Source organism: Niallia sp. NCCP-28, assembly GCF_023168165.1.
In the GTDB taxonomy this organism is placed as follows: domain Bacteria; phylum Bacillota; class Bacilli; order Bacillales; family Cytobacillaceae; genus Niallia.
The window spans coordinates 465,280-486,952 of record NZ_BQYJ01000004.1; the positions used below are offsets into that span (position 1 = coordinate 465,280).

15 protein-coding genes are annotated in these 21,673 nt (G+C 35.3%); 5 read left to right on the top strand and 10 right to left on the bottom strand.

What is annotated here, in order from left to right:
• Positions 1–134 precede the first annotated feature (134 nt).
• The 5 genes from NCCP28_RS14790 (at position 135) to NCCP28_RS14810 (ending at position 6,520) form a co-directional block, all read left to right on the top strand.
• Complete coding sequence (locus NCCP28_RS14790) at positions 135–1,283, top strand: Gfo/Idh/MocA family protein (protein ID WP_248562167.1); 1,149 nt, start codon at positions 135–137, stop codon at positions 1,281–1,283.
• Positions 1,280–2,173: a sugar phosphate isomerase/epimerase family protein gene (locus tag NCCP28_RS14795; protein WP_248562168.1), complete on the top strand. Its 894-nt coding sequence runs from the start codon at positions 1,280–1,282 to the stop codon at positions 2,171–2,173. The genes NCCP28_RS14790 and NCCP28_RS14795 overlap by 4 nt, the downstream gene beginning before the upstream one ends.
• A gap of 567 nt (positions 2,174–2,740) precedes the next feature.
• Positions 2,741–3,700, top strand: a complete 960-nt coding sequence (locus tag NCCP28_RS14800; RefSeq protein ID WP_248562169.1) for a sugar ABC transporter substrate-binding protein — start codon at positions 2,741–2,743, stop codon at positions 3,698–3,700.
• 553 nt (positions 3,701–4,253) lie between these two features.
• On the top strand, positions 4,254–5,675 hold the full coding sequence (locus NCCP28_RS14805) for a sugar porter family MFS transporter (RefSeq protein WP_248562170.1): 1,422 nt from the start codon (positions 4,254–4,256) through the stop codon (positions 5,673–5,675).
• Between the two features lie 536 nt (positions 5,676–6,211).
• Positions 6,212–6,520, top strand: a complete 309-nt coding sequence (locus NCCP28_RS14810; RefSeq protein ID WP_248562171.1) for a hypothetical protein — start codon at positions 6,212–6,214, stop codon at positions 6,518–6,520.
• 195 nt (positions 6,521–6,715) lie between these two features.
• On the opposite strand, the gene NCCP28_RS14815 is transcribed toward NCCP28_RS14810, so the two are convergent.
• The 10 genes from NCCP28_RS14815 to NCCP28_RS14860 all read right to left on the bottom strand — a co-directional run bounded on the left by NCCP28_RS14815 (position 6,716) and on the right by NCCP28_RS14860 (position 21,555).
• Positions 6,716–9,055: a putative bifunctional diguanylate cyclase/phosphodiesterase gene (locus NCCP28_RS14815; RefSeq protein ID WP_248562172.1), complete on the bottom strand. Its 2,340-nt coding sequence runs from the start codon at positions 9,053–9,055 to the stop codon at positions 6,716–6,718.
• A gap of 19 nt (positions 9,056–9,074) precedes the next feature.
• Positions 9,075–9,644, bottom strand: a complete 570-nt coding sequence (locus tag NCCP28_RS14820; RefSeq protein WP_248562173.1) for a hypothetical protein — start codon at positions 9,642–9,644, stop codon at positions 9,075–9,077.
• A gap of 754 nt (positions 9,645–10,398) precedes the next feature.
• A complete protein-coding gene (locus NCCP28_RS14825) occupies positions 10,399–11,460 on the bottom strand; it encodes an iron-containing alcohol dehydrogenase family protein (protein WP_248562174.1) in 1,062 nt (353 codons plus the stop codon).
• On the bottom strand, positions 11,457–11,786 hold the full coding sequence (locus tag NCCP28_RS14830; protein ID WP_248562175.1) for a hypothetical protein: 330 nt from the start codon (positions 11,784–11,786) through the stop codon (positions 11,457–11,459). Before NCCP28_RS14830 ends, NCCP28_RS14825 begins: the two co-directional genes overlap by 4 nt.
• A 595-nt stretch (positions 11,787–12,381) precedes the next feature.
• The gene (locus tag NCCP28_RS14835; protein ID WP_248562176.1) at positions 12,382–13,179 is read right to left on the bottom strand and encodes an endonuclease/exonuclease/phosphatase family protein; all 798 of its coding nucleotides are present in this window, start codon (positions 13,177–13,179) and stop codon (positions 12,382–12,384) included.
• Between the two features lie 3 nt (positions 13,180–13,182).
• Positions 13,183–14,817 (bottom strand): PTS transporter subunit IIBC, encoded by a 1,635-nt coding sequence (locus tag NCCP28_RS14840; RefSeq protein WP_248562177.1) that lies wholly within the window; start codon positions 14,815–14,817, stop codon positions 13,183–13,185.
• Positions 14,818–15,386: 569 nt separating this feature from the next.
• Positions 15,387–16,460 (bottom strand): diguanylate cyclase, encoded by a 1,074-nt coding sequence (locus NCCP28_RS14845; RefSeq protein ID WP_248562178.1) that lies wholly within the window; start codon positions 16,458–16,460, stop codon positions 15,387–15,389.
• 212 nt (positions 16,461–16,672) lie between these two features.
• A complete protein-coding gene (locus NCCP28_RS14850) occupies positions 16,673–19,018 on the bottom strand; it encodes a sensor domain-containing protein (RefSeq protein WP_248562179.1) in 2,346 nt (781 codons plus the stop codon).
• An 831-nt stretch (positions 19,019–19,849) separates the two neighbouring features.
• A complete protein-coding gene (locus tag NCCP28_RS14855; RefSeq protein ID WP_248562180.1) occupies positions 19,850–20,560 on the bottom strand; it encodes a TrkA C-terminal domain-containing protein in 711 nt (236 codons plus the stop codon).
• 59 nt (positions 20,561–20,619) lie between these two features.
• A complete protein-coding gene (locus NCCP28_RS14860; protein ID WP_248562181.1) occupies positions 20,620–21,555 on the bottom strand; it encodes a magnesium transporter CorA family protein in 936 nt (311 codons plus the stop codon).
• Between the last annotated feature and the right edge of the window lie 118 nt (positions 21,556–21,673).

Below are 21,673 nucleotides of genomic sequence, written 5' to 3' on the forward strand. Positions count from 1 at the left end.
ATATATTTTAAACAGCAATCAAAGCAAGAATATTATATTTTTTCGGCAATATTCAGTAATGACTTTATATACATAGTTTAATAAAATGAATTCAGGATAGCAATAAACATTAAAAAACAAAGGGGATAGATAAAATGAAGGAAATTAGAATTGGTCTGGTTGGCGCTGGTTGGATGGGAAAAGCTCATACAAACTCATTTGTAAACGCTTTATTGAATTTCGGTCCTGAATCTGGCAAGCCCGTTTTTGAAGTGGTTTCTGATGTTAGTACAGAAGCAGCGGAACAGGCATGCAAGCAGCTTGGGTATTCTAGATGGACTACGGATTGGCAAGAAGTAGTTCAAGACGAAAAGGTTGATATTGTTGATATCGCAACACCGAACGCTTTTCACTATGAAGTGGCTAAAGCAGCATTGGAAAACGGAAAACATGTGTACTGCGAGAAACCGCTTACTCTATCTGCAGAACAGTCAACGGAACTTGCTGAACTTGCTAAACAAAAAGGTGTTGTCAATTATGTAGGCTACAATAATGTGATGAATCCAGCTAACGCCTATATAAAAGATCTTATAGAATCAGGCAAACTTGGACAAATTATCGGATTTTCTGGAACATATGCTCAAGATAGCTTGCTTGACCCAAGTCTTCCAATTACCTGGAGACATATTAATAAATATTCTGGTTCAGGGGCTCTTGGTGACCTTGGCTCTCATCTTTTAAGCGTTTCACAGTTTCTTTTAGGAAATATTGAGAGCGTTAACACTTTAGCTAAAACAGTAATTAAAAAACGACCTGCCTCCCCTGGATCCACAGAACTTGCAGATGTGGAAAATGATGATTTAATCGCAATACTTGCAGAATATGAAAATGGCGCTATCGGTACAATTTCATCAAGCCGTGTTGCTGCAGGAAGAAAAAATTATTTAACGTATGAGATCCAAGGAACGGAAGGAACAGTTTATTATTCATTGGAACGCATGAATGAAGTAAATGTATATTTTACATCTGATGACAGTGCAGACAGAGGGTTCCGAACAGTATTCTTAGGTCCAGATCATAAAGGGTACAGTGCCTTTTATCCAGCAGCTGGAATTGCTATCGGCTATAATGATATGAAAGTATTGGAAGCAAACGAATTATTATCAGCCGTTTCAAAAGGCACTCCATATACTTGTGATTTTGAATTTGGAGCTCAGATTGATCAAACGGTGAGTGCCATCTTGGAATCTGCCGCTCAGAAAAGCTGGATTACTGTAAAAAACAAAGGAGGCGTCATAGCATGAACATAAAAATTGGAACAGCGCCAGATTCGTGGGGAGTATGGTTTCCGCAAAATGAAAAACAAATTCCATGGGAACGCTGCATGAATGAAATGGCAGAATCCGGTTATGAAGGGATTGAACTTGGGCCTTGGGGCTATCTCCCTAATGAGTACAATCAATTAAAAGAAGAGCTTGATAAAAGAAACCTGCAGCTCACTGCTACAACACTTGTCGGTGATCTTACTTCCGCCAGCAAAACAAGGGAAATGATTGCTCTTCTAGATGAAATGGCAAATCTTCAGTTGAAATTTCCAACTGCAAAGTATGTAGTATTGATTGATGACTGCTATACAGATCTGTTTACCGGCGAACTCATTCGGCCTCAAGTTTTAAATGATACAGAATGGGACAATTTTATTTCTAACATTAATCAAATCAAAAATCATGCAAAATCCAAATATGGTCTTCAAGTGGTTTTCCATCCGCATGCGCAAAGTCATATTGAAACAGAAGAGCAAATCGAACGGCTATTAAACGATACAGACATCGACCTTTGCCTAGACACAGGTCATCACGCTTATGCAGATGGCGATCCGGTTGCTTTCATGCGCAAACATCACACTCGTATTCCTTATCTTCATATTAAGAGCTGTGACCTAAAAGTACGAGAAAAAATGCAACAAGAAGGATGGTCATTTGCCAAAGCTGTCAGTGAAGACATTATGTGTGAGCCTGAACTAGGTGTAGTTGATATGGAGGCATTTTTTGAAGTCTTGCAAGCTATTAATTTCAATGGCTGGGCTGTCGTTGAACAGGATATGTATCCAGCCCCATTTGATAAGCCATTCCCAATTGCTAAAAGAACAAGGGATTATTTAGAAAAAGCAAAAAAATCTATTGGCATTCGTTAACTTTTTTTAAAGATTGTTGCTTTTAACTAGGTTTTGTAAAGAAAAACTAGTTAGATTGATTGGAGCGGGAGGTGCGAGACTCCTGTGGGAGCAGCGGGACAGGTGACAAAAGCGAGCATCCTGAAGCAGAAATTAACCTTCTCCAGCTGCTTAGTGAATAGCAGCAAAGTTTGCGAAAACGGCCTTTAATAAAGCTTTCGTAAAGAACCATGGTGATTTTGGGTGCATTCACAAAAATATATAATCATTTTTTATGAATGCACTCAAAACCCCTACTGGACTTTAACATCGTCTTCATAAAAAATTTATATAGTTTGTATTTCTCTGATCGATTATTGTTTATACAAACTAAACATTCTATAAAAGAAATGGAACATGAGTTGGCAAAAAATTTATCACGCATTAACGGGCATAACGGGCAGTAAAACCCCACCTCAAGATGGTAAAAGAAAACGAGAAATCTAGGTGGGAGATAATTGCCCGTAAAATCCTGAGTGCAGTTTCACTTTATCTTTATTTTTGTAAGCGTATGCATTAAATGAGTTTACTAATTAAGGAGGAAGATATATGAAAAAAATGCCAATAGTCATATTCATATTATGTTTTAGTATTTTGACACTGCTTGGTTGCAGTAATCAAGCAAATGAAACAAACGCATCTGGAGAAAAAAAGACAGGGGATTTAAAAATACAAGTAGTTTTAAAAACATTAAGCCATCCTTATTGGAAAAGCGTAGAAGCGGGAGCTAAAAAAGCTGGAGAAGATTTAGGGGTTAGTGTCGAAGTAAATGGCCCCCCATCAGAAGCTGATGTAATTGATCAAGTTAATATGATGGATAATGCTATTAGCCAAGGGGTCGATGCACTTGTCGTCTCCCCGTCTCAGCCATCAACTGTATCAAATGTATTCGATTTAGCGAAATCAAGCAATATTCCTGTCCTTCTTGTTGACACAGATGCTGATTGGAAAGATAAAGTCTCTTTCATTGGAACAGACAATTATTCAGCAGGCAAAGAAGGGGGAAAATACCTTGCATCCTTGTTAAAAAAAGGAGACAAAGTGGCATTAGTTGAAGGAGCAAAAGGTAATTTGGCAAGCGATGAGCGAATTAAAGGAGCAAAAGAGGAATTAAAAAAGGCTGGCATGAACATCGTAGCACAGCAGCCAGCTGACAGCGATAAATTTAAAGCTGCTGGTGTCATTGATGCAGTACTGCAAAACCACCGTGACTTAGCTGGCGTGTTTGCAGCTAATGATGATATGGCTATTGGTGCTTTAAGCGCAACAAACCAAGCAAAAATCAACATCCCAATTGTTGGACTAAACGGAGGAGATGAAGCAACTAAATTAATTAGTGAAGGGAAATTGGCTGCTTCTGTTGCCCAAAGTCCATACGATATAGGATACATGGGAGTGGAAAATGCCGTCAAAACGATTAAAGGGGAGAAAATAGAAAAACGCATCCCAACCCCAATAAAAGTCGTTACAAAGGAAAATGCAGAAGAGCATTTAAAAGAAATTCAATAAGCGTTAAATCTGAATACTTCATCAAAACCGTGGTGATGGTTCTAGAAGCTAAGCCACGGTTTTTAAATAAAGGCTGTTTTACTTTTAAAGAAGTAGGTGGTTTTACTCATGGAAACTATCCAAAAAACAACCAACCATCTTTTAGAAAGACTCTTTTCTGAAAGATTGTTGTTTTTAAATAGGTGTTGTAAACAAAAATAGTTAGGTAGGTGCGAGACTCCTGTCGGATTAGCGGGACAGGTGAGACCCATGGAAAACGAGCATCCTGAAGCGGAAATCTACCTTCTTCGATAATTAGTCAATAGCAACAACAGCCTAAATAAAAGATGCTAGTAAAAAATAGTGCTGATTGAAGTTTTACTTTATGGAGTTATTGCAAAATTGCTCGAAATAGAGGTCCTACATAAACAATAAGTTCCAATTTATAATTTTTATCCAAGAGGTAGAAGCTAATTCTCTCTATCTTAGTCAAAGGGAAACTTCTATTTAACAAGAATATTAATGGACAAGAACTTTGTTAAAACACAGACGATTTATAAAGGGGGAATTTAGCATGGAAAGCACCAAATTATCTGATGACCATTCCATTCAAACGAAACAGCCCAAGAAAAAGGATCCAAAAAAGTTTTTAAGATTAGTTACCATCGTCTCGACTTTTGGGGGGCTGTTATTCGGATATGATACAGGCGTTATTAACGGGGCACTTCCATTTATGGCCAAGCCTGATCAATTAAATCTGACACCTTTAACAGAAGGTTTAGTGGCAAGCTCTTTATTATTGGGTGCCGCTTTTGGTTCCATCTTTAGCGGACGATTATCAGATAACAAAGGGCGCAGGAAAGTTATTTTATATCTTGCCATTTTATTTTTCTTTTCTGCACTTGGCTGTGTCATAGCGCCAAATATAATGTTGATGATTACTTTTCGTTTTCTGTTAGGGCTTGCTGTCGGCGGTGCTTCTGTCATCATTCCATCTTATCTTGCGGAAATGTCCCCCTCAGAACGACGGGGGAAATTGGTTACTCAAAACGAATTAATGATTGTTACTGGGCAATTCCTTGCTTACGTATTTAATGCGGTTATCGGGAATGTTTTTGGCGATGCAGGGCATGTATGGCGCTACATGTTAGTTATTGCCACATTGCCAGCTGTAGCACTTTGGATTGGAGTGCTTATTCTGCCCGAAAGCCCTCGTTGGCTAGCATCCAAAGGAAGAATGGCGGACGCACTAAAAATACTTAAGCAGATTCGCAGCGAAAGCGCTGCTGAACAAGAACTGAATGAAATGAAAGCACATATTTCAGAACAGAAAAAAATGGAAAAAGTAAAATTCAAAGATTTATCAATCCCCTGGATTCGACGCATTGTACTTCTTGGAATTGGAATTGGGGCTATATCACAATTAGTAGGAATAAATTCTATCATGTACTATGGAACACAAATTCTTCAAAACTCTGGTTTCGGAACAAAAGCAGCATTGATTGGAAACGTGGCAAATGGATTAATTGCGGTTGCTGCAGTTATTATCGGCATGTCCATCATGCACAAAGTAAATAGACGGACAATGTTTCTTACAGGTTTAATCGGTGTCACCATTACACTTATTGCTATTGGGATTACTACCCTAATGCTTGCTGAATCTCCAATATTGCCATATGCAGTATTATCGCTGACCGTATTATACTTGGCTTTCTTTCAAGGAGCTGTTGGACCGCTGACCTGGCTTACATTATCTGAAATATTTCCTGCCCGTTTACGTAGTATCGGCATGGGTATAGCCGTTTTTATTTTATGGATCTGCAATTTTTTAGTAGGACTTTTCTTCCCTATTCTTTTAAATGGAATTGGACTTTCCGGAACATTTTTCTTATTTGCTATGTTTGGGATTTTCGGTGTCCTATTTATAAGAAAATACTTGCCCGAAACAAGAGGACTATCGTTAGAACAAATAGAAAATAATTTTAAAGCTGGATGATAAAATGAGTCAACAATATTGAAAACGTTTTAATGACCTTTAGATTTTTATACTAATCTACATAAAATGTAGATTATAATGCCGTAATCCCAAAAGTTGTTTTGATTACTTTAAAGTTCATCTCAAACTTATTCTCTCTATTTCTTGTAATACTAAAAAATCACTTCAAATATGGAGTGATTTTTTAGTATATTTAGAGCTCGATATGTTTATCGCAAAGTGCATCGGCTAAGATAAAGCCCCCAATCTTATTTGGAAGCAACAAATCGTCTCCTTTTTAATAAGGGAATTCCCAAGACTCTGTTTTTACTTTCTCATTTCCTTCAATCAAGTGAAACTTTAATCAATGGAGGGTTTGCTGTCCGTTATTGCGCGATAAAAAAAATCTTTTGCTTATCGCTGCTTGTATTTATGAGCGGTCCGACCCCATAGCCATATACACAGATACTTTAATTAATAACCCGATGCACCTGACTAGGTACAGCAGAATACATATATTAAGTAAACTTTATAAAAAAGAGAGGTATGATGAACGAATGAGCTACTTTTATCAAATGCCCTATCCATATAGAAATAATAATGAAATGCACCATTTTCGTGTTGATTTTTCAGGCCTAATTGGCACATTTTTTACAATTCCTAAAGCAATCACCTTGCCAACGGGTGTTGCACTTCCTGCAAACACTCGGGTTTTTATCCATTCTGTAACCTTTCTTCCTACTGGAGAACAATCAGTAACTATTGTATTCCCAATGCAAAAAGGGGGCGCTTGTATAGCTGGATCTACCACACTTAATGAAAGTCAGCTTTCAGGAAGTCCCGTGCAAACGTTTAGACCATATTGACGTTTTTCTAATGAAACCCTTCCATAATGAAGGGTTTTTAAGCGTTGATGGATATTTGTTTTAAATTTCGTAAAGAAATCAAAAAACAGGGGAAGAAAAACAAATTGTTTTTCTTCCCCTGTTTTTACTTTAGGACTTATGAGACAGCCCCAGTTCTACTTCTTACTCTATTTACTTAGAAATTCATTCATATCATCATTTTTCTTTATAAGATACCATTAATATTTCACAATCATCTGCACTTAAAGGGCGGCTAAATAAATATCCTTGCAGTTCATCGCATCCAATTTCTTCTAAAAATGACTGTTGTATCTCTTCCTCCACACCTTCTGCAATTACTTTAAAGTTTAGCCCTTTTGCCATCATAACAATTAATCTGACAATCGCTGCATCCTTTTCACTTTTTTCCAGTGAGGAAACAAAGGAACGATCAATTTTTAAGCGGTCAATTTGAAATTTACTTAAATATTGCAGAGATGAATATCCTGTTCCAAAATCATCTATTGCTATTTGAAAGCCCATTTGCTTCAACTGGGAAAAATTCGCCAAGGTCTTTTCAATCAATCCCATTGCTATACTTTCTGTTATTTCCAGCTCTATATTGTTTGGGTTAGCCCCAGTTTCTTTTATGATTTTCGATACAGTATCAATAAATCGATCGTTTTGAAATTGCAAAGATGATATATTAACAGCAATTCTTAAGTCAGAGAATCCCTTCTCCCTCCAAGAAACCGACTGTCTGCAAACCTCCCATAATACTGTTTCTCCAATTGGCAATATAAGACCCGTTTCTTCGGCAAATAAAATAAACTCGGATGGCGGCACCAGCCCATAACCAGGCCTTTGCCAGCGCAGCAATGCTTCGACCCCTACAATCTCATTATTGTAAAGAGAAATTTGCGGCTGATAGTGCAAAATAAATTCATTGCGTTCAAGAGCCTTTCTTAATGAATTTTCCAGCTCCATTATCGATTCCATACTCATGGTCCCATCATAAACTTTATAATGGTTTTTCCCATTTTCTTTCACCTTATACATGGCCGTATCTGCTTTCATTAATAAAGAATCCAGATCTCTTCCATGTTCAGGAAACATCGATATCCCTATACTTGGGGTAATATGCATTTCAAGTTCCTTAATCATATAAGTTTCTCTTAAAACAGACAATATTTTTGCTGCAACTTTTTCTATCTCCTGCACATTTGTATCTTCCATCAACAATCCAAACTCATCTCCGCCAAGTCGGCAGACCACTTCATTTGGATACAAACAGTCTACTAACCTTGCTCCTACTTCTTTTAACAGCAGATCGCCATATGAATGGCCTAGACTATCATTAATATGTTTAAAACGGTCCAAATCTATAAGCATAAAAGCAAGTTGTTTGCAGCGGGAGTTTTTATGGCTAATGGCTTGTGAAAGGCGTTTCTCCATATATCTGCGATTAGGCAATCCCGTAACAACATCATGGTATGCCAAATACTCCATTGAATTTAATGTTTCCACTAATTTATCTGTTCTTTCTTTTACCTTTATTTCCAGACCTTCATTTAAATTATTTAAGTCATTTACTAGTCTATCATTTTCCAATAAGGTGAAAATTTGTCTTAAAATTAATAATAATATACTAAATAATAAGCCTATTACTAGAGGATGTGTTTCATAAAGTAAGGAGATGACATAGAAGGAAAGAAAGAAAACGCCCAAATATGGAATACTATACTTAAAAAACAAGCTTTCTTTTCGTTTATTATTTTTTCTAGACTCCTTAGCAGAAGTAGAATCATGATAAATGCCCGATAAGCCAATCAAAAGGATGGAAAGAATCCAAAAAGGTTCATTTATACTTCCTACAGCATATAAATTCATCACTTTTAAGTAAGAAAAAATACTATCTGCAATAATTTGACTTAACATACCGGCAATAAGAAAGAATGTTGTCTTTTTTGGAAAAATGCTGTCGGTTCCAATAAAAATGCTTAAAATCCCTACAAATACGCTTAAATCCAAAATGGGATAAAGTAATTCAATAATATGGAAAGAAATATTTGCATGGTGATATAGGATTGGGTTGATTAAGAAAATCCAACTAAGCGTCGCTGCTGCCGACATAGCGATTACTATGTCAAAAAAGAAACGAATTGTCAGCAAATGGCTTTTTATTTTACTCATCAGCACAAAAAATGCAATCGTATAAAATATATTTTGCCCTACCCAAAATTTCTCAGCCACTTTATCTAAATCGCCACTTGGATTAAGAATAAATGCATTATAGCTCCAAATAACCGTTCCAATTAGATAACTAAACACCCCGAGTCCCAGAAACATCCAAAAACTTTTTACTCTCCCCTTATGTCTGAAAAAAGCAGAAGCAATCCAGCTGATGGATGCACAGCAAGCAATGAATTGAAAGGTTACGCCCCCCCAATCCACTAGAGCTTGCTTATGTCGAAAAACGATATTCCAAAGGAAGTTTGCAAGAATAAAAATAACCATAAAAGAATAGGCAAACCTCTTTGTTCTAAGACTATACATCTATTTCTCCATTCTTCATTTATTTAAATATAAGCTGATCCCTATAATCAGCTGAATCAGTTACCAGCCATCGATATTTTTCCTTATTTTCATAGATTTCTTTAGGATAAATAATAGCGGGTATAACATAATCCCCTTTATAATATATTTTTTCACTGACAGAGTTCAATGGTATTTTATAAACATTTTTTAATGCCTTATAGAATACTCTTTCAAGCAGAACAACACAATACTCTATATGATGATATTCTGAATAATGCACAAACACAGATAATAGTCTGTCCAGATTCTTTCCTCTGTATTGTTTTAGTATGGCGACCTTATCAATTTCTACTGCCAAGTCTGGATTCTCTTTTATCGAATCTATCTCGTGAAAGGGGTATACCTTATTAATGTTATTAGCAGAATCAAGAGTATATGGCTTAAATTCAACAGTTCCTACTTTTTGCTTATGCACATCTGTAATTAAATATCGATCTGTTGGATCATCCCAATTTTCCAGCCCATATCCCTTTTCAAGCCAGCATTCCATCCAAATTTGGTTAAACTCATTCAACAGTGCAAAAGAATCTACTTTTATATACAACATACTTTCCTCCTATAGAGTAATAAGTGATCAATTACCTAGTTTCTGTGCAAGTTTTATTATACTTGAATAACAAACAAAAAAATATATTCAGAGGAAGATAAAAATCGTTGATGACTTATTATTACACAAGAAGAACTTACTGAAAAAATCCCTTTAAAAGATAGAAAAACAGATGGATCAGACGTGGGTATGTATGAAGGCTTTAGAGGGAGAGGCAGTGAAGCTATAAATATATGTGTCACAAATTCTTATAAGATTCAAGATCACGTATCTCCATCTTCTTCCGCTCTTTTTTATTGTTTATCTTGTTTTCTATTAAAGACAATCGCTTCTCATCATGCTGCTTGTGTGTTATTTGTATTTCTTCCTTTAAATCAGCTATGTATGTACGGGCAAATCGGAATCATTTCTTGCTTTTTTTTGGAAAATTGTTTTTTTCATAAAAACTTCATATTCTGCCTTTTATTACATATCTGAACGCAGGCAGCGGCTCTTTTTCTAATATTAGCTCATGGCCCATGGATTAATTTTTTATTTTTTCCGCTTAAAACAGACTGCAAGTCAAGAATAATAGAGAAAAGGTTCAGACAGCATACTTTTTCTGCAACCAGGCGGGACAGATGAAAAGATATGATATTCCCCCGCCTTTTGCTATTTTCCATGCACATTTGGCAAACTTATGGCCAATTATGAGAAAAAAAACTTTATTATAATAGTATTTTCCCATCAAAACACTAAGGGCATTAGACACTCCTCATTGACCCCCATAAAATAAATCTGCTAAAATCGGATCCTCATCAAGCAGCATCTTCGCTTTTTCCCTATATGCTTCTTCATGAAGATAGGTAAACCTGGATGGTTTGATTTGCGGCGCCAAGTCAATTGCCTGCTTATATTCTTCCTTATCTAAACTTAGGGTTTTTACATAATCAAAAAAGCCTGTTCTTTGAAAAACCTTTCTCAGCCTTTCATATCGATGATTCTGCACAAGCGCCATTAAATAGGTGGCAATCCCCACTTGTATGCCATGCATTTGCGGTTTTTTTGAGATTTTATCCAATGCATGGGAAATGAGATGCTCCGAACCGCTTATCGGTGCGCTCGTTCCGCTTATTTCCGTCGCAATTCCCCCCATCGTCATGGAGCTTACCAATTCCTTTAGAAAAATAGGATTTTTCACATCCGACATCGGGGTTCGCACAAAGCTGTTTACTCCTTTTTTGCTGAGCATTGCCGCAAATGCATCTACATTACCGACTCCGTGTTTTTCTTCAAAGCTCCAGTCATACAATGCTGTGATATTGGACATTAAATCCCCAACACCAGCAAGAATCAATGGTTTTGGTGCAGTTCCAATAATGTCTAAATCTACTATAATGCCAAAAGGAATTTTTGCAGGGACGGTTGTTTTTTTATTGTTTACTTGCAGAGAACAGCTGCTGCTTGCGAAACCATCATTAGAAGCAGATGTAGGAATGCTGATAAACGGAAGTTTTCTAGTAAAAGCAATATATTTACCAAAATCAATAATCGCACCACCGCCCAAGGCAAGAACAGCATCATAGTTGCCCATTTGAAATGCTAACGAAATAAGTTCATGGATATCCAGTTTGGAAGGAAGAACTTGTGCTTTAATTTTCACTGTGGTAAAAGATTCTAAAATGTTTGGTGCAAAATGTTCATTTGTATAATCATCTAAAAAGAGTATGATCTCCTTAAACTCATATTTCTTTAACAATACCTCTAATTGCTGGATAACTCCTTCCCCAATCTCAAGGATGGTTGGAGTATTAAAGTTTCTTCCTTGATTCGTCATTTCAAAATCAATCCTTTATCTACAAGATATTTTTCAATTTCCGTAAAGTCCTCGAAAGGGATAAATGGCACTCCTTTTTCTTTCAATAAATCTTTTAATATATCCTTAGCAAAGGTTAGATCTGCAAAAACAGCCGGGTGTGAATCAGGCTCGCTGTCTCCTGCGTAATGAACTACTTCATACTCTTCTTTCAACTTTTTGATAACAGTCGCTTTATCTATGCCATAGCGTTCAGAATACTTCCAGTCATTAGCATCAAGATTTAAATGGATATTTCTTTCATGGAAAATGCCTTCTAAGAAAGCATTTAATTCTTTTTTCTTCATTATACCTATTTCTAAAATGTTTACTATAACTATTAACTGAATTTTATAATAAAGTGAAACTTCAATCAGTGAAGTTTTTCCATGTCCCCCACTGATTGTTAGTTGAACCAATCAGGCTTTTACTTAGCGTACGTTCGTTGATGAAAAAATTCTAGTATTAATCTATTCGTAATACTTCTTTAATTGGCAATGGACACTATCGAAAATCATTATACTTATAGATGCATGATCACTTTGATGTAACTATACGTAAGAATTAATATGAAAAAAGTTCTTTATAAAAACCTAGTTAAAAAAGAATGTAGGATCAAGATAATTTACTACTATAAAGAGGATTAAATAAATACAATTGTTCCCGATAAACTAGATCGTTCGGCAAGAGGAAGGAAGGCATCCATATAAAAAAAAGATAACGCAATTCAATAAATAAATTGCGTCATCTTTTAGATACCTTAGAAAAATATACGCTTTCTGAACTCTCTAACTGTTATCTATACCTCTTAATGCATATCTATTTGTGAAGAGTCTTTTTGCTTAGCAATCCAGTTAACACTATTCATACAGTGTTTTACTTCATTTTCTCAGGTGCCTGACATCATAGCTTTAAATCTATTTCTACCTCTAAACCAAAATGATCAGAGATGACAGGTTTATTTGTGCCGTTAAAAATAACAGTAGAATGATTCACCTCAACTTTATGGTTGGAAAAGATATAATCAATTCTTATTCCTGCTTTATTATTGTCCCAGCCGGCTATTTTTCCAGCAACTGTTATGCCAGAGTCTTTCACTTTTGATAATTGATAGGTATCATAAAGTCCTTTCGATAGGAGATAGTCATACCCTTCATTTCTTTTATTTGCATCATTATTAAAGTCACCCATTAAAAAAATCAACTCGTCTTGCAGCGCTTCATCACAAAGTGTATCTATTTGCTGCTTGCCTGGCTCCTCTTCTTCTCCCCACCAGCCTAAATGGCAGGAATAAAAAGTGATATGTTTATTATTATACTTGATCTTTGTGCCAATAATTTTTCTAGTTTTCCAATAGTTTGGATCGACTGTTTTAGTAATAAAGAAGGAATACTTTTCGATAATTGGATGTTTTGTTAAGATGCCAAGTCCTTCTTCATAAATGTCGAATCCAATATGCGAAAAATCCCACGTATATTCATAGTTTAATATATTCTCTTTTTTTAGATAATCAAGCAAAACGAGCATAAAATTATCTTTTTTTATTATTCCATTCACATGCTCTGCAGCAATAGATTGATTTACCTCTTGCAGGGCAATCACATCATACTCTTGCTCTTTAATGGTTTGAGCCAATATTTTTATCTTGTCTAATTGATTTTCCTCCAGCCAGGAATGGCAATTTAATGTTAATAATTTCATCTCTTAGACTCCCAGTTGATCCTGGATATCTGATTTTAGTACATCTGCTTTTGGCCCATAAATTGCTTGAACACCTTTATTTTTAACAATTAAACCTAATGCGCCATTTTTCTTCCATTTCTGTTCATCAGCAACTGCATCTGCCTGCTTAACGGTTACGCGAAGACGAGTCATACATGCATCGACATCTACAATATTGTCCTTTCCTCCTAATAATCCAATTATGGTAGATGCTAAGGCATTGTTATTTGTTTCTCCTCCAGCGCTATTGTCGCTTTCTTCTTCAATATAATTTCCTAAACGTCCTGGCGTCGCATATTTAAACTTTTTAATCATGAAATTAGCAACAGCAAAGTTTAGCACAAAAAATAGTAAACATGCTACAACAAAAAAGACAAAATCCAACCATAAACCAGCTTTAATAATCATAGGTGTTCTTGTTAAAAGTTCAATCAATCCAAAGGAGTGTACACGAATATGGACGATATCAACAATTGCAAAAGCTAATCCAGCCATAATAGCGTATGCCACATAAAGAATAGGCGCTACAAACATAAACATAAATTCAATTGGTTCCGTAACACCTGTTAAAAAAACTGCTAAGCCAGCGGATAAAAACATAGATTTATATTTGGCCTTTTTATCTTTATCCACATTCCGATACATGGCAAGGGCAATCCCAATTAATGAAGCACAAGATAAAATCATTTGACCTACTTTAAAACGCGCAGGTGTTATATCATGCAGCAATGCTTTGTAGCTTGCTGTATCACCAGCTGCAAGGAAATTATTTAAATCTCCAATCCAAGCCAGCCATAGCGGATCCTGTCCAGCAACAGTTGTTCCCGCACTCGACCCAGTCAGGATAGTATAAGTACCGCCTAATTCTGTATAATTCATTGGAACCGTTAACATATGATGCAAACCAAAAGGAAGCAATAAACGCTCTAAAGCTCCAAAAATAAATGGCGCAATAACAGGAGCAGTGTCGCGAGATGAAGCAATCCACTTGCCGAAATCATTTAAAGCCCCTTGGATAAGCGGCCATATTACCGAAAGAATTAAAGCGGTAACAACTGATCCCACAATAACAACAAATGGAACAAACCGTTTCCCATTAAAAAATGCTAAAGCTTGTGGCAGCTTATTATAATTATAATATTTATTAAATAAGTTCGCACCTAAGAAACCAGAGATGATTCCGACAAACACCCCCATATTTATAGCAGGAGCTCCTAAAACAGAGATAAAATAATCATTTACAACTAATTGACTGCCAAATAAAGAGGAAACCGTAGCCTCTGGATCTCCCAACATTTCAGCATTTACACCAAATACAGCACCAGTAATGCGATTAATTAATATAAAAGCAATTAACGCAGCAAAAGCTCCACCAGCCCGTTCTTTTGCCCATGAACCCCCAATCGCTACAGCAAAAAGCACATGAAGATTTCCAATAATCCCCCATCCTATTTGTTCCATAACTAATGCAATCGTTTGCACAAAACTTATATCAGCACCAACCATCCCAACTAATTTTCCAAGTGAAATCATAATACCAGCGGCAGGCATTACTGCTACAACAACAAGCAAAGCCTTGCCGAACTTTTGCCAAAAATCAAAAGATAAAAGTTTCATTTTCCTTCTCCTTTCTTTAAAAACAATATTCTATTAAATAAAATTAAAAATAATAACATCTTGCTAGTAAATAATTTAATGATTTTTCCCTAACCCTCAATAGATTTTGCCAAATATTATACACTTTATACTACCAATTAGTAACCGTTATCATTATTCGGCAATATTTAGACCATTTGACTTGCTATCCAAATATTTGCAATAAATCTTCATATAAAGAATCTCCCAAATGCTGCTTTTCCATATTTTCCTTTCTTCCAATTTTCTCTTAAATATAAAATATCATAATCTACTATTCAATGCAATCGTTTGCATTATTTTTTTAAAAAATACAGAATACTCCATAGTACAGACAAATGCAAAGCACTGAAGTCAGTTCCAATGTCATCAAGCTAAACTTCAAAAAATAGAACAACAATCAGTGGGAGACGCGGACCTCCCCACTGATTGTTAGTTGAACTAATCAGGCTTTTACGGGCTAGTTTAACCACCTAAATTTCTCGTTTTCTCTCCTAATCTTGAGGTGAGGGTCAAAAGCCCGTTAATGCGTGATAAATTTTTCATTTCTATTAATTATTGATAGCATAAATTTGGTTTCTTCCCCTATTTTTAGCTATATATAAAGCTTTATCTGCCCATTTAACAAATTCAGCTGGAGATATGCCACTTTCTGTTTTAGTCACCACCCCTATCGATATAGTTACCTTAATAATTATTTCTTGACCTAAAACAAACTTATGCCCTTCCACTGTTTTTCTGATACGTTCTGCTATATAGTTCGACTGCAAAGTGCTTGTATCTAACAACAAAACAGCAAACTCCTCGCCCCCATTGCGAAATATTAAATCATTGCCGCGAACCGACTTTTTGAGAATTTTGGCCAATTCCTTTAAAATAAAATCGCCAGCAGGATGTCCATATGTATCATTTATTTGCTTAAAATAATCAACATCCAGATATAATAAGGACAAATTTCTGTTCTTCGAGTTTGATTGAGCTAAAGTCTCGTTTAATAAAGAATCAAATTCTCGAGTATTTTTTAGGCCTGTAAGAAAATCAGTAGAAGCCTGTCTTTTATGTTCATAACTTAAATAGCTGGATTTTCTAATATATTCAACGGCTTGATAGGCTATAAAACCGCCTATTAAAGAAAGAAAACAATATAAAAAAATAATATGCATATAATTTGGCAGATGGCTAACACGGCTATATAGGAGAAGGGAAAAAATGAATGTGCTTATGTTCACCATCATTAACCATTTTATTTTTTTTGTTATCTTTAATTTACTTATTATTCCCATTAATACACCAATAATTATGGTAACAACCACAACAAAACTTATATTGAAATTATGCCCTATTAAAAATCTCCCTATGGAAATTACTAAGGAGGAGCAAACGCTCGATAGAAACCCACCATAAATTGCAGCTATAATAATAGCTACCTGCCGTAAATCAATAATTACATTTTCATTAATCTGTACACTAAATTGCATTAGTAAAAAACCAAAGATACCTGTAAGCAGACCAAGCAATATCCTCTCTTTAAAACGTTCTATGATATGAGGATTTTTTAAAAAAAGTCCACCTAAAAAACAGGAGGCCAACATAATGCATATATGGATAAATAAATCTCTAATCAATTTTCTCCTCCAAAATAAACTTTTATTTTTTATATTCCCCATTGAATAGTTAACTATGCTAAGACATCTTTACATATCAAAGGATTTCATATATTAATTTTTCTATATCTAATCCTCCAAACCATATATAAGATATAATAATGTGAATCTTTAATAAACAAATGTTTTTTTCCAAATAAAAGAGAAAATACTTAGGCTATGTTGCCTGACACCTAAGTATTAAGCATTAATTCAAATTCCTCTACTGGAACAGGAGGAGAAAAGAAATAACCTTGTACCTCTTCACATCCAATCTGGAGTAATTCTTTAACTTGCAATTCTGTTTCCACCCCTTCAGCAATAACATCAAGTTTTAGATTATGAGCCATAGAGATAATGGCAGAAACCACTTCTTTATTTTCTTCAATATGATCAATAAATGACTTATCAATCTTTAAGCAGTCTATATGAAGCTTGTATAAATAGCTTAAAGAACTGTATCCTGTTCCAAAATCATCAATACTAATCTTCAGTCCTAACTTCCTAATATTTTGAAGCGTGTTATTAACGAACGCTTCATTTTTCATGACAATTCTCTCGGTTATCTCTAATTCAAGCAGATCCCCACTAACCTCATATTGTTCTAATGTCTTGGAAATAAAAAGAACAATATCATCTTTATATAAGCTAACTAACGAAATATTTACAGAAACCCTCTCTATCTTCTTGCCCATTATCTTCCATTTTTTTATACACCTACATACTTCTACAATTACGTACCTTTCCAGCTCTATAATTAAGCCGCTTTCTTCTGCGAGAGGAATAAATTCACAAGGAGAAATCATTCCTTTAGAAGGATGCTTCCATCTTACAAGCGCTTCCGCTCCTGCTAATGTCATTAATCTCGTATTCATTTTGGGCTGAAAGTATACAACTAAATCAAAGTTTGCGATTGCCTTTTTTAATTCATTCTCTAAATTTAATTTATCTGTAGTTATATTAGCCATTTGCTTATTGTACTCCATGTATCCATTTGCTCCATTTTCCTTCATTTCATACATCGCAATATCTGCATATTTCACTAAATCCTCAACATTTTTTGTATGTTGAGGATAATTTGCGATTCCAACACTCGCAGTTATACTAATGTCATAGCCATCTACAAGCATCGGCTTCCGAAAATGCTGAATGATAGACTCTGCAACTATTCGATAATTAACATGTTCGAGAGGAATGACAACCAAAAATTCGTCGCCGCCAAGCCTTGCAATGGTTCCTTTCTCTCCAAGTATTTCTTTAAATTTATTCCCTATCTCTACTAAGAGACGATCGCCAAATGTATGGCCGAATGTATCATTAATTCTTTTAAATCTATCAAAATCGATGAGCAGGATACTAAATGGAATGTTCTCTTTGGCTAAATTCATCATTTTTTTTATGGCCATCCGTTTGTTTGGAAGATTTGTAACTTCATCGTGATAGGCAAGATATTTTATTTGCTTCTCTGACTTTTTTATCTCCGTTATATCTTCAATCATGGCAAAAAAACCCAATACTCGTTTATCTACAATTGTTCTAACAGCCGTTACATTAACATCTCTAAGTTTTTTACTCTTGGTAAAGATTTGTGTTTCAAGTTTATAGACATTCCCTTTAAAGACACCAGATAAAAAGCTTGCTACTTTATCCTGGTCGTTTTCGTTAAGAAAGTCTTGTATAGACATACCGATAAGTTTTTGTTTTTTATATCCTAAAAACAGAACTGCTTGTTTATTTATACTGTTAATTACCCCATTTAAGTCAAAGGAAAGAACGGTAACAGGATTATTTTCAAAAAGAGAAGTATAAGAATGAATGTTTTTAATAAGCATGGATTCTCCAAATAAGTTCGGAAGCAGTGCAAGCGGTAAATTTACGGAAACACCGATGATAATAGGCACTAAATAATCATAGGGATTAGAAGACAGGGATTCTAAATTCAGAATAGAGACCATTACCATATAAGGCATGCTAGCGAATGATAAGCCCGTCAAAACACAGCCGCTGATCACCCATCTATAATTATAAATGGTTGCAGACTCGTTAGTTATTTGTATCAGAAATCTAAAGATAGGAAATGATGCACTCAGTATTAGTGCAACCGTGAGAACGCTAAGACTAATTTTCAGATCCAATTGATCTTCAAATAAAAATGAAAAGCCCAAAAAATCAGTTGCTAAGGTACATATCGCTATGACAATACTCCCTAGAATATACTGTCCTTGATTTACTATTTTAACGTGATCCATTGCTAGACCAATAGTTGTTCCAGTAGTACAAAATATAAAGCTAATCAAAAAATAAAACGTAAAATGATTGGATGAAAAGGAAATTGGAGCTGTATATACAACATATAAATGGGACAGCCAAAAGATCAGCCCTAAACAGAACGAAGAGACATAAAACATCCCCGATTTCTTTTTAGATTTTCTCACCTTTTTAAGGATTTGAATTCCTGCCATACAGCTTAATGTGAACAGTAAAGAGGCTATTATTAAATGATAAAAGTGAAACAATGGTGAATCGATAAAGGTGAGCAAAAGGAGTTCCTCCTGTAATATTGATTCTAAAATTATATAGAAGCCTTTCCTCAATTGATACAAGCAATTATTAGGAATAAACTCAAACTTCGCACCGAACTAAGCAGATTGTGTAGTTGATTCTTTTTACTTCTTTTATATTTCAATAGGAATTTTAACAATATGTCTTAAAAAATGCAAAAAACACCTCATAAAATAGAATATACTAATCAAAACAATCAATTATCAAAAGAATTAAAATCAGTTTTCAGTGAATTAGAGATTAATAAAAAGCTTCAAAAAGCCAGCCTTTCCAAGAGGTGCGGTTTTACAGCTACTTATTTGCTTCAACTTGTTTTTTTCTAATCTTTTCCTTCACAAAATTTAAACTCATTTTCAATTATCACAGAAATGCTCCCCCGTTAATTAAAAATGAATAAAGGAAGAATAAATTAGATTATTTACGCAACTATTCCAGCACCGTACGTACGGATCTCGTATACGGCGTTTCCATTTATATTACAGTGTGTACTTTTAGATAATGGTTCCATTTTGGTTATCCTTTGAGATACGCTCCTACTTTGACCATTAACACATTCAGAATTAGCCACTTACGCATTTATGGTGTTGAAATACTATAAAGTGAAACTTCAATAAGTGGTTTTTTTTCTATTTACCACTGATTGTTAGTTGAACTAATCAAGCTTTTACGGGCTAGTTTAACCACCTAGATTTCTCGTTTTCTCTTACCATCCCTTAGGTGGGGGTCAAAACCCTGTTAAATAGTGATAAATTACAACGCTCGCCTTCTTCGTCATCGCCCTTTTCGACGGTGCTCATTCTCATAGCCCTTCAATCTGTTTCTGAACGCGAGATTTCCTCAGAATATTCTTTTCCATCTTTCGCTAAAAATTTCTTTTGGATTTCCTCCTTGTTTCCATACAGGATTAGGCAGTCTCCTGCTTTTATCTTTTCTTTATATATTGTATTCCGAATATTTATTTCTCCCCTTTTAATGAACAATAACGTAATATCTTCTTCCTCTTCAAATAACTCTTGTACTCTTTTATCCTGAAGTTCCGATTTTTTTTGAATTTCAACTTCAGTTACTACATCGCTTTCTTGGAGGTAAAGTCCTTCTTTAATTGGCAATTCGGAAATATCGAGGTTTTTATGCATTTCGTAACGAAACTTCTTCTTAAGCTTCTTTCGCAGCATCGGTATTTTGCCTATGAGCAGGATAATCATCAAGAGGGAGTTTATAACCATTAGTTCGGTTAGACGCAGGTCATCTGCTAACATATTGCTGAAGGCGGAAATCATCACGGCCAGTGAAAAAGCCCCAAATAAAATTAAGAAAGCACTAATCTTTCTGCGCACCGGATGATCAATAATCAGCCGGGATTCATCCGTGGTAAATCCGGTTCCTGTTAACATCGAAATAGCCTGATAGCGGGAAACCTGTTTCTTAAGCCCTGTCAAATTAAATAAAAAAACAGCAATCTCAATCACTAGCAGCACAATTAGTAAGTAAAGAAGAATAAAAAGAAGTTCTGTTCCCATTCCAGTCTCCTCCTTTCCCTGCTTAATACAGATTTTTTCCCCTCTTTACTGAATAATAGTTACCGAAAAAACGACCTTTTATTTTTTGTATTTAAAATATCCCCCATCCATCCTTTTTTTCTTAAGTAAAGATAGATAGACAGCGTGCTGACAATCATAAGAGCACCTGCAAACAAATACCCGAAAGTCCATTCTAATTCCGGCATGTGCTTAAAATTCATTCCCCAAAGAGCCCCAAGTACACTTGCTGGCGCAAACAAAGTAGTAATGACGGTCAGCGTTTTGGTAATTTCATTGCCGCGGTGAGCTGAGACTAAGTTTTCAAAGTTAAGCAAGGAATCAATTTCTTCTTCATAAGCTCTTACGAGAAACATTGCCCGCTCAAGCCGATGTTTTGCCAATTTATATTGCTTTCCCTCTGTTATTTCTTCTCCAAATGCTTCTTTGATTGCCATGCGGGTTTCCACTACCGGAATAAGGAGGTTTTTCCAAAGGAGGAGCTGCTGGTCTGCGCCGGCAATCTTATCCAGTATTTTTATATTATTCCGCTTTTTGATCTTCCAAAATAAATCGTGAAGTTCCAATTCAAACATATCAATGTTTTTTAAAAATTGAGTAGTAATTTCACTGATCAGCAAAAGGAAGCCCTCCACTGCATTTTGCACCTGATTCATTTTTTCCTTCATCGTTTTTACATCTATGTACGCCAGCTTAGAAAAATTAATTCCCACTGTAATCAATTCCTCTCCAGTTACAAAAAAGTGAAAAATTGATTTATCCTCTTCTTTTTCTACATCTTGTATATAAACTAGGGATCCCCATAGAACCTCTTCTTCTCCCGTCTCCATCCCTAATGAATTTGTTTTTGCTTTTGTTAGCTTTTTCAGCCACTCTTTACATTGTGCATTCCTATCTAAAGCAGTTTCCTCTATTTCTCCATTTTTCAGTTTTAATTCTTGCCATTTCCATTGAGAAGAATAAAATGTATGTTCCACTCCTGCTTGCCCCTCCTTCAATCAAACTGCTACATAGCTGCTCTTCTTTATATTTCATTTTAGATTTATTTATTTCTCCTTACTTTAAAATAATAATACCCTTAATGGCTTGGCAGAA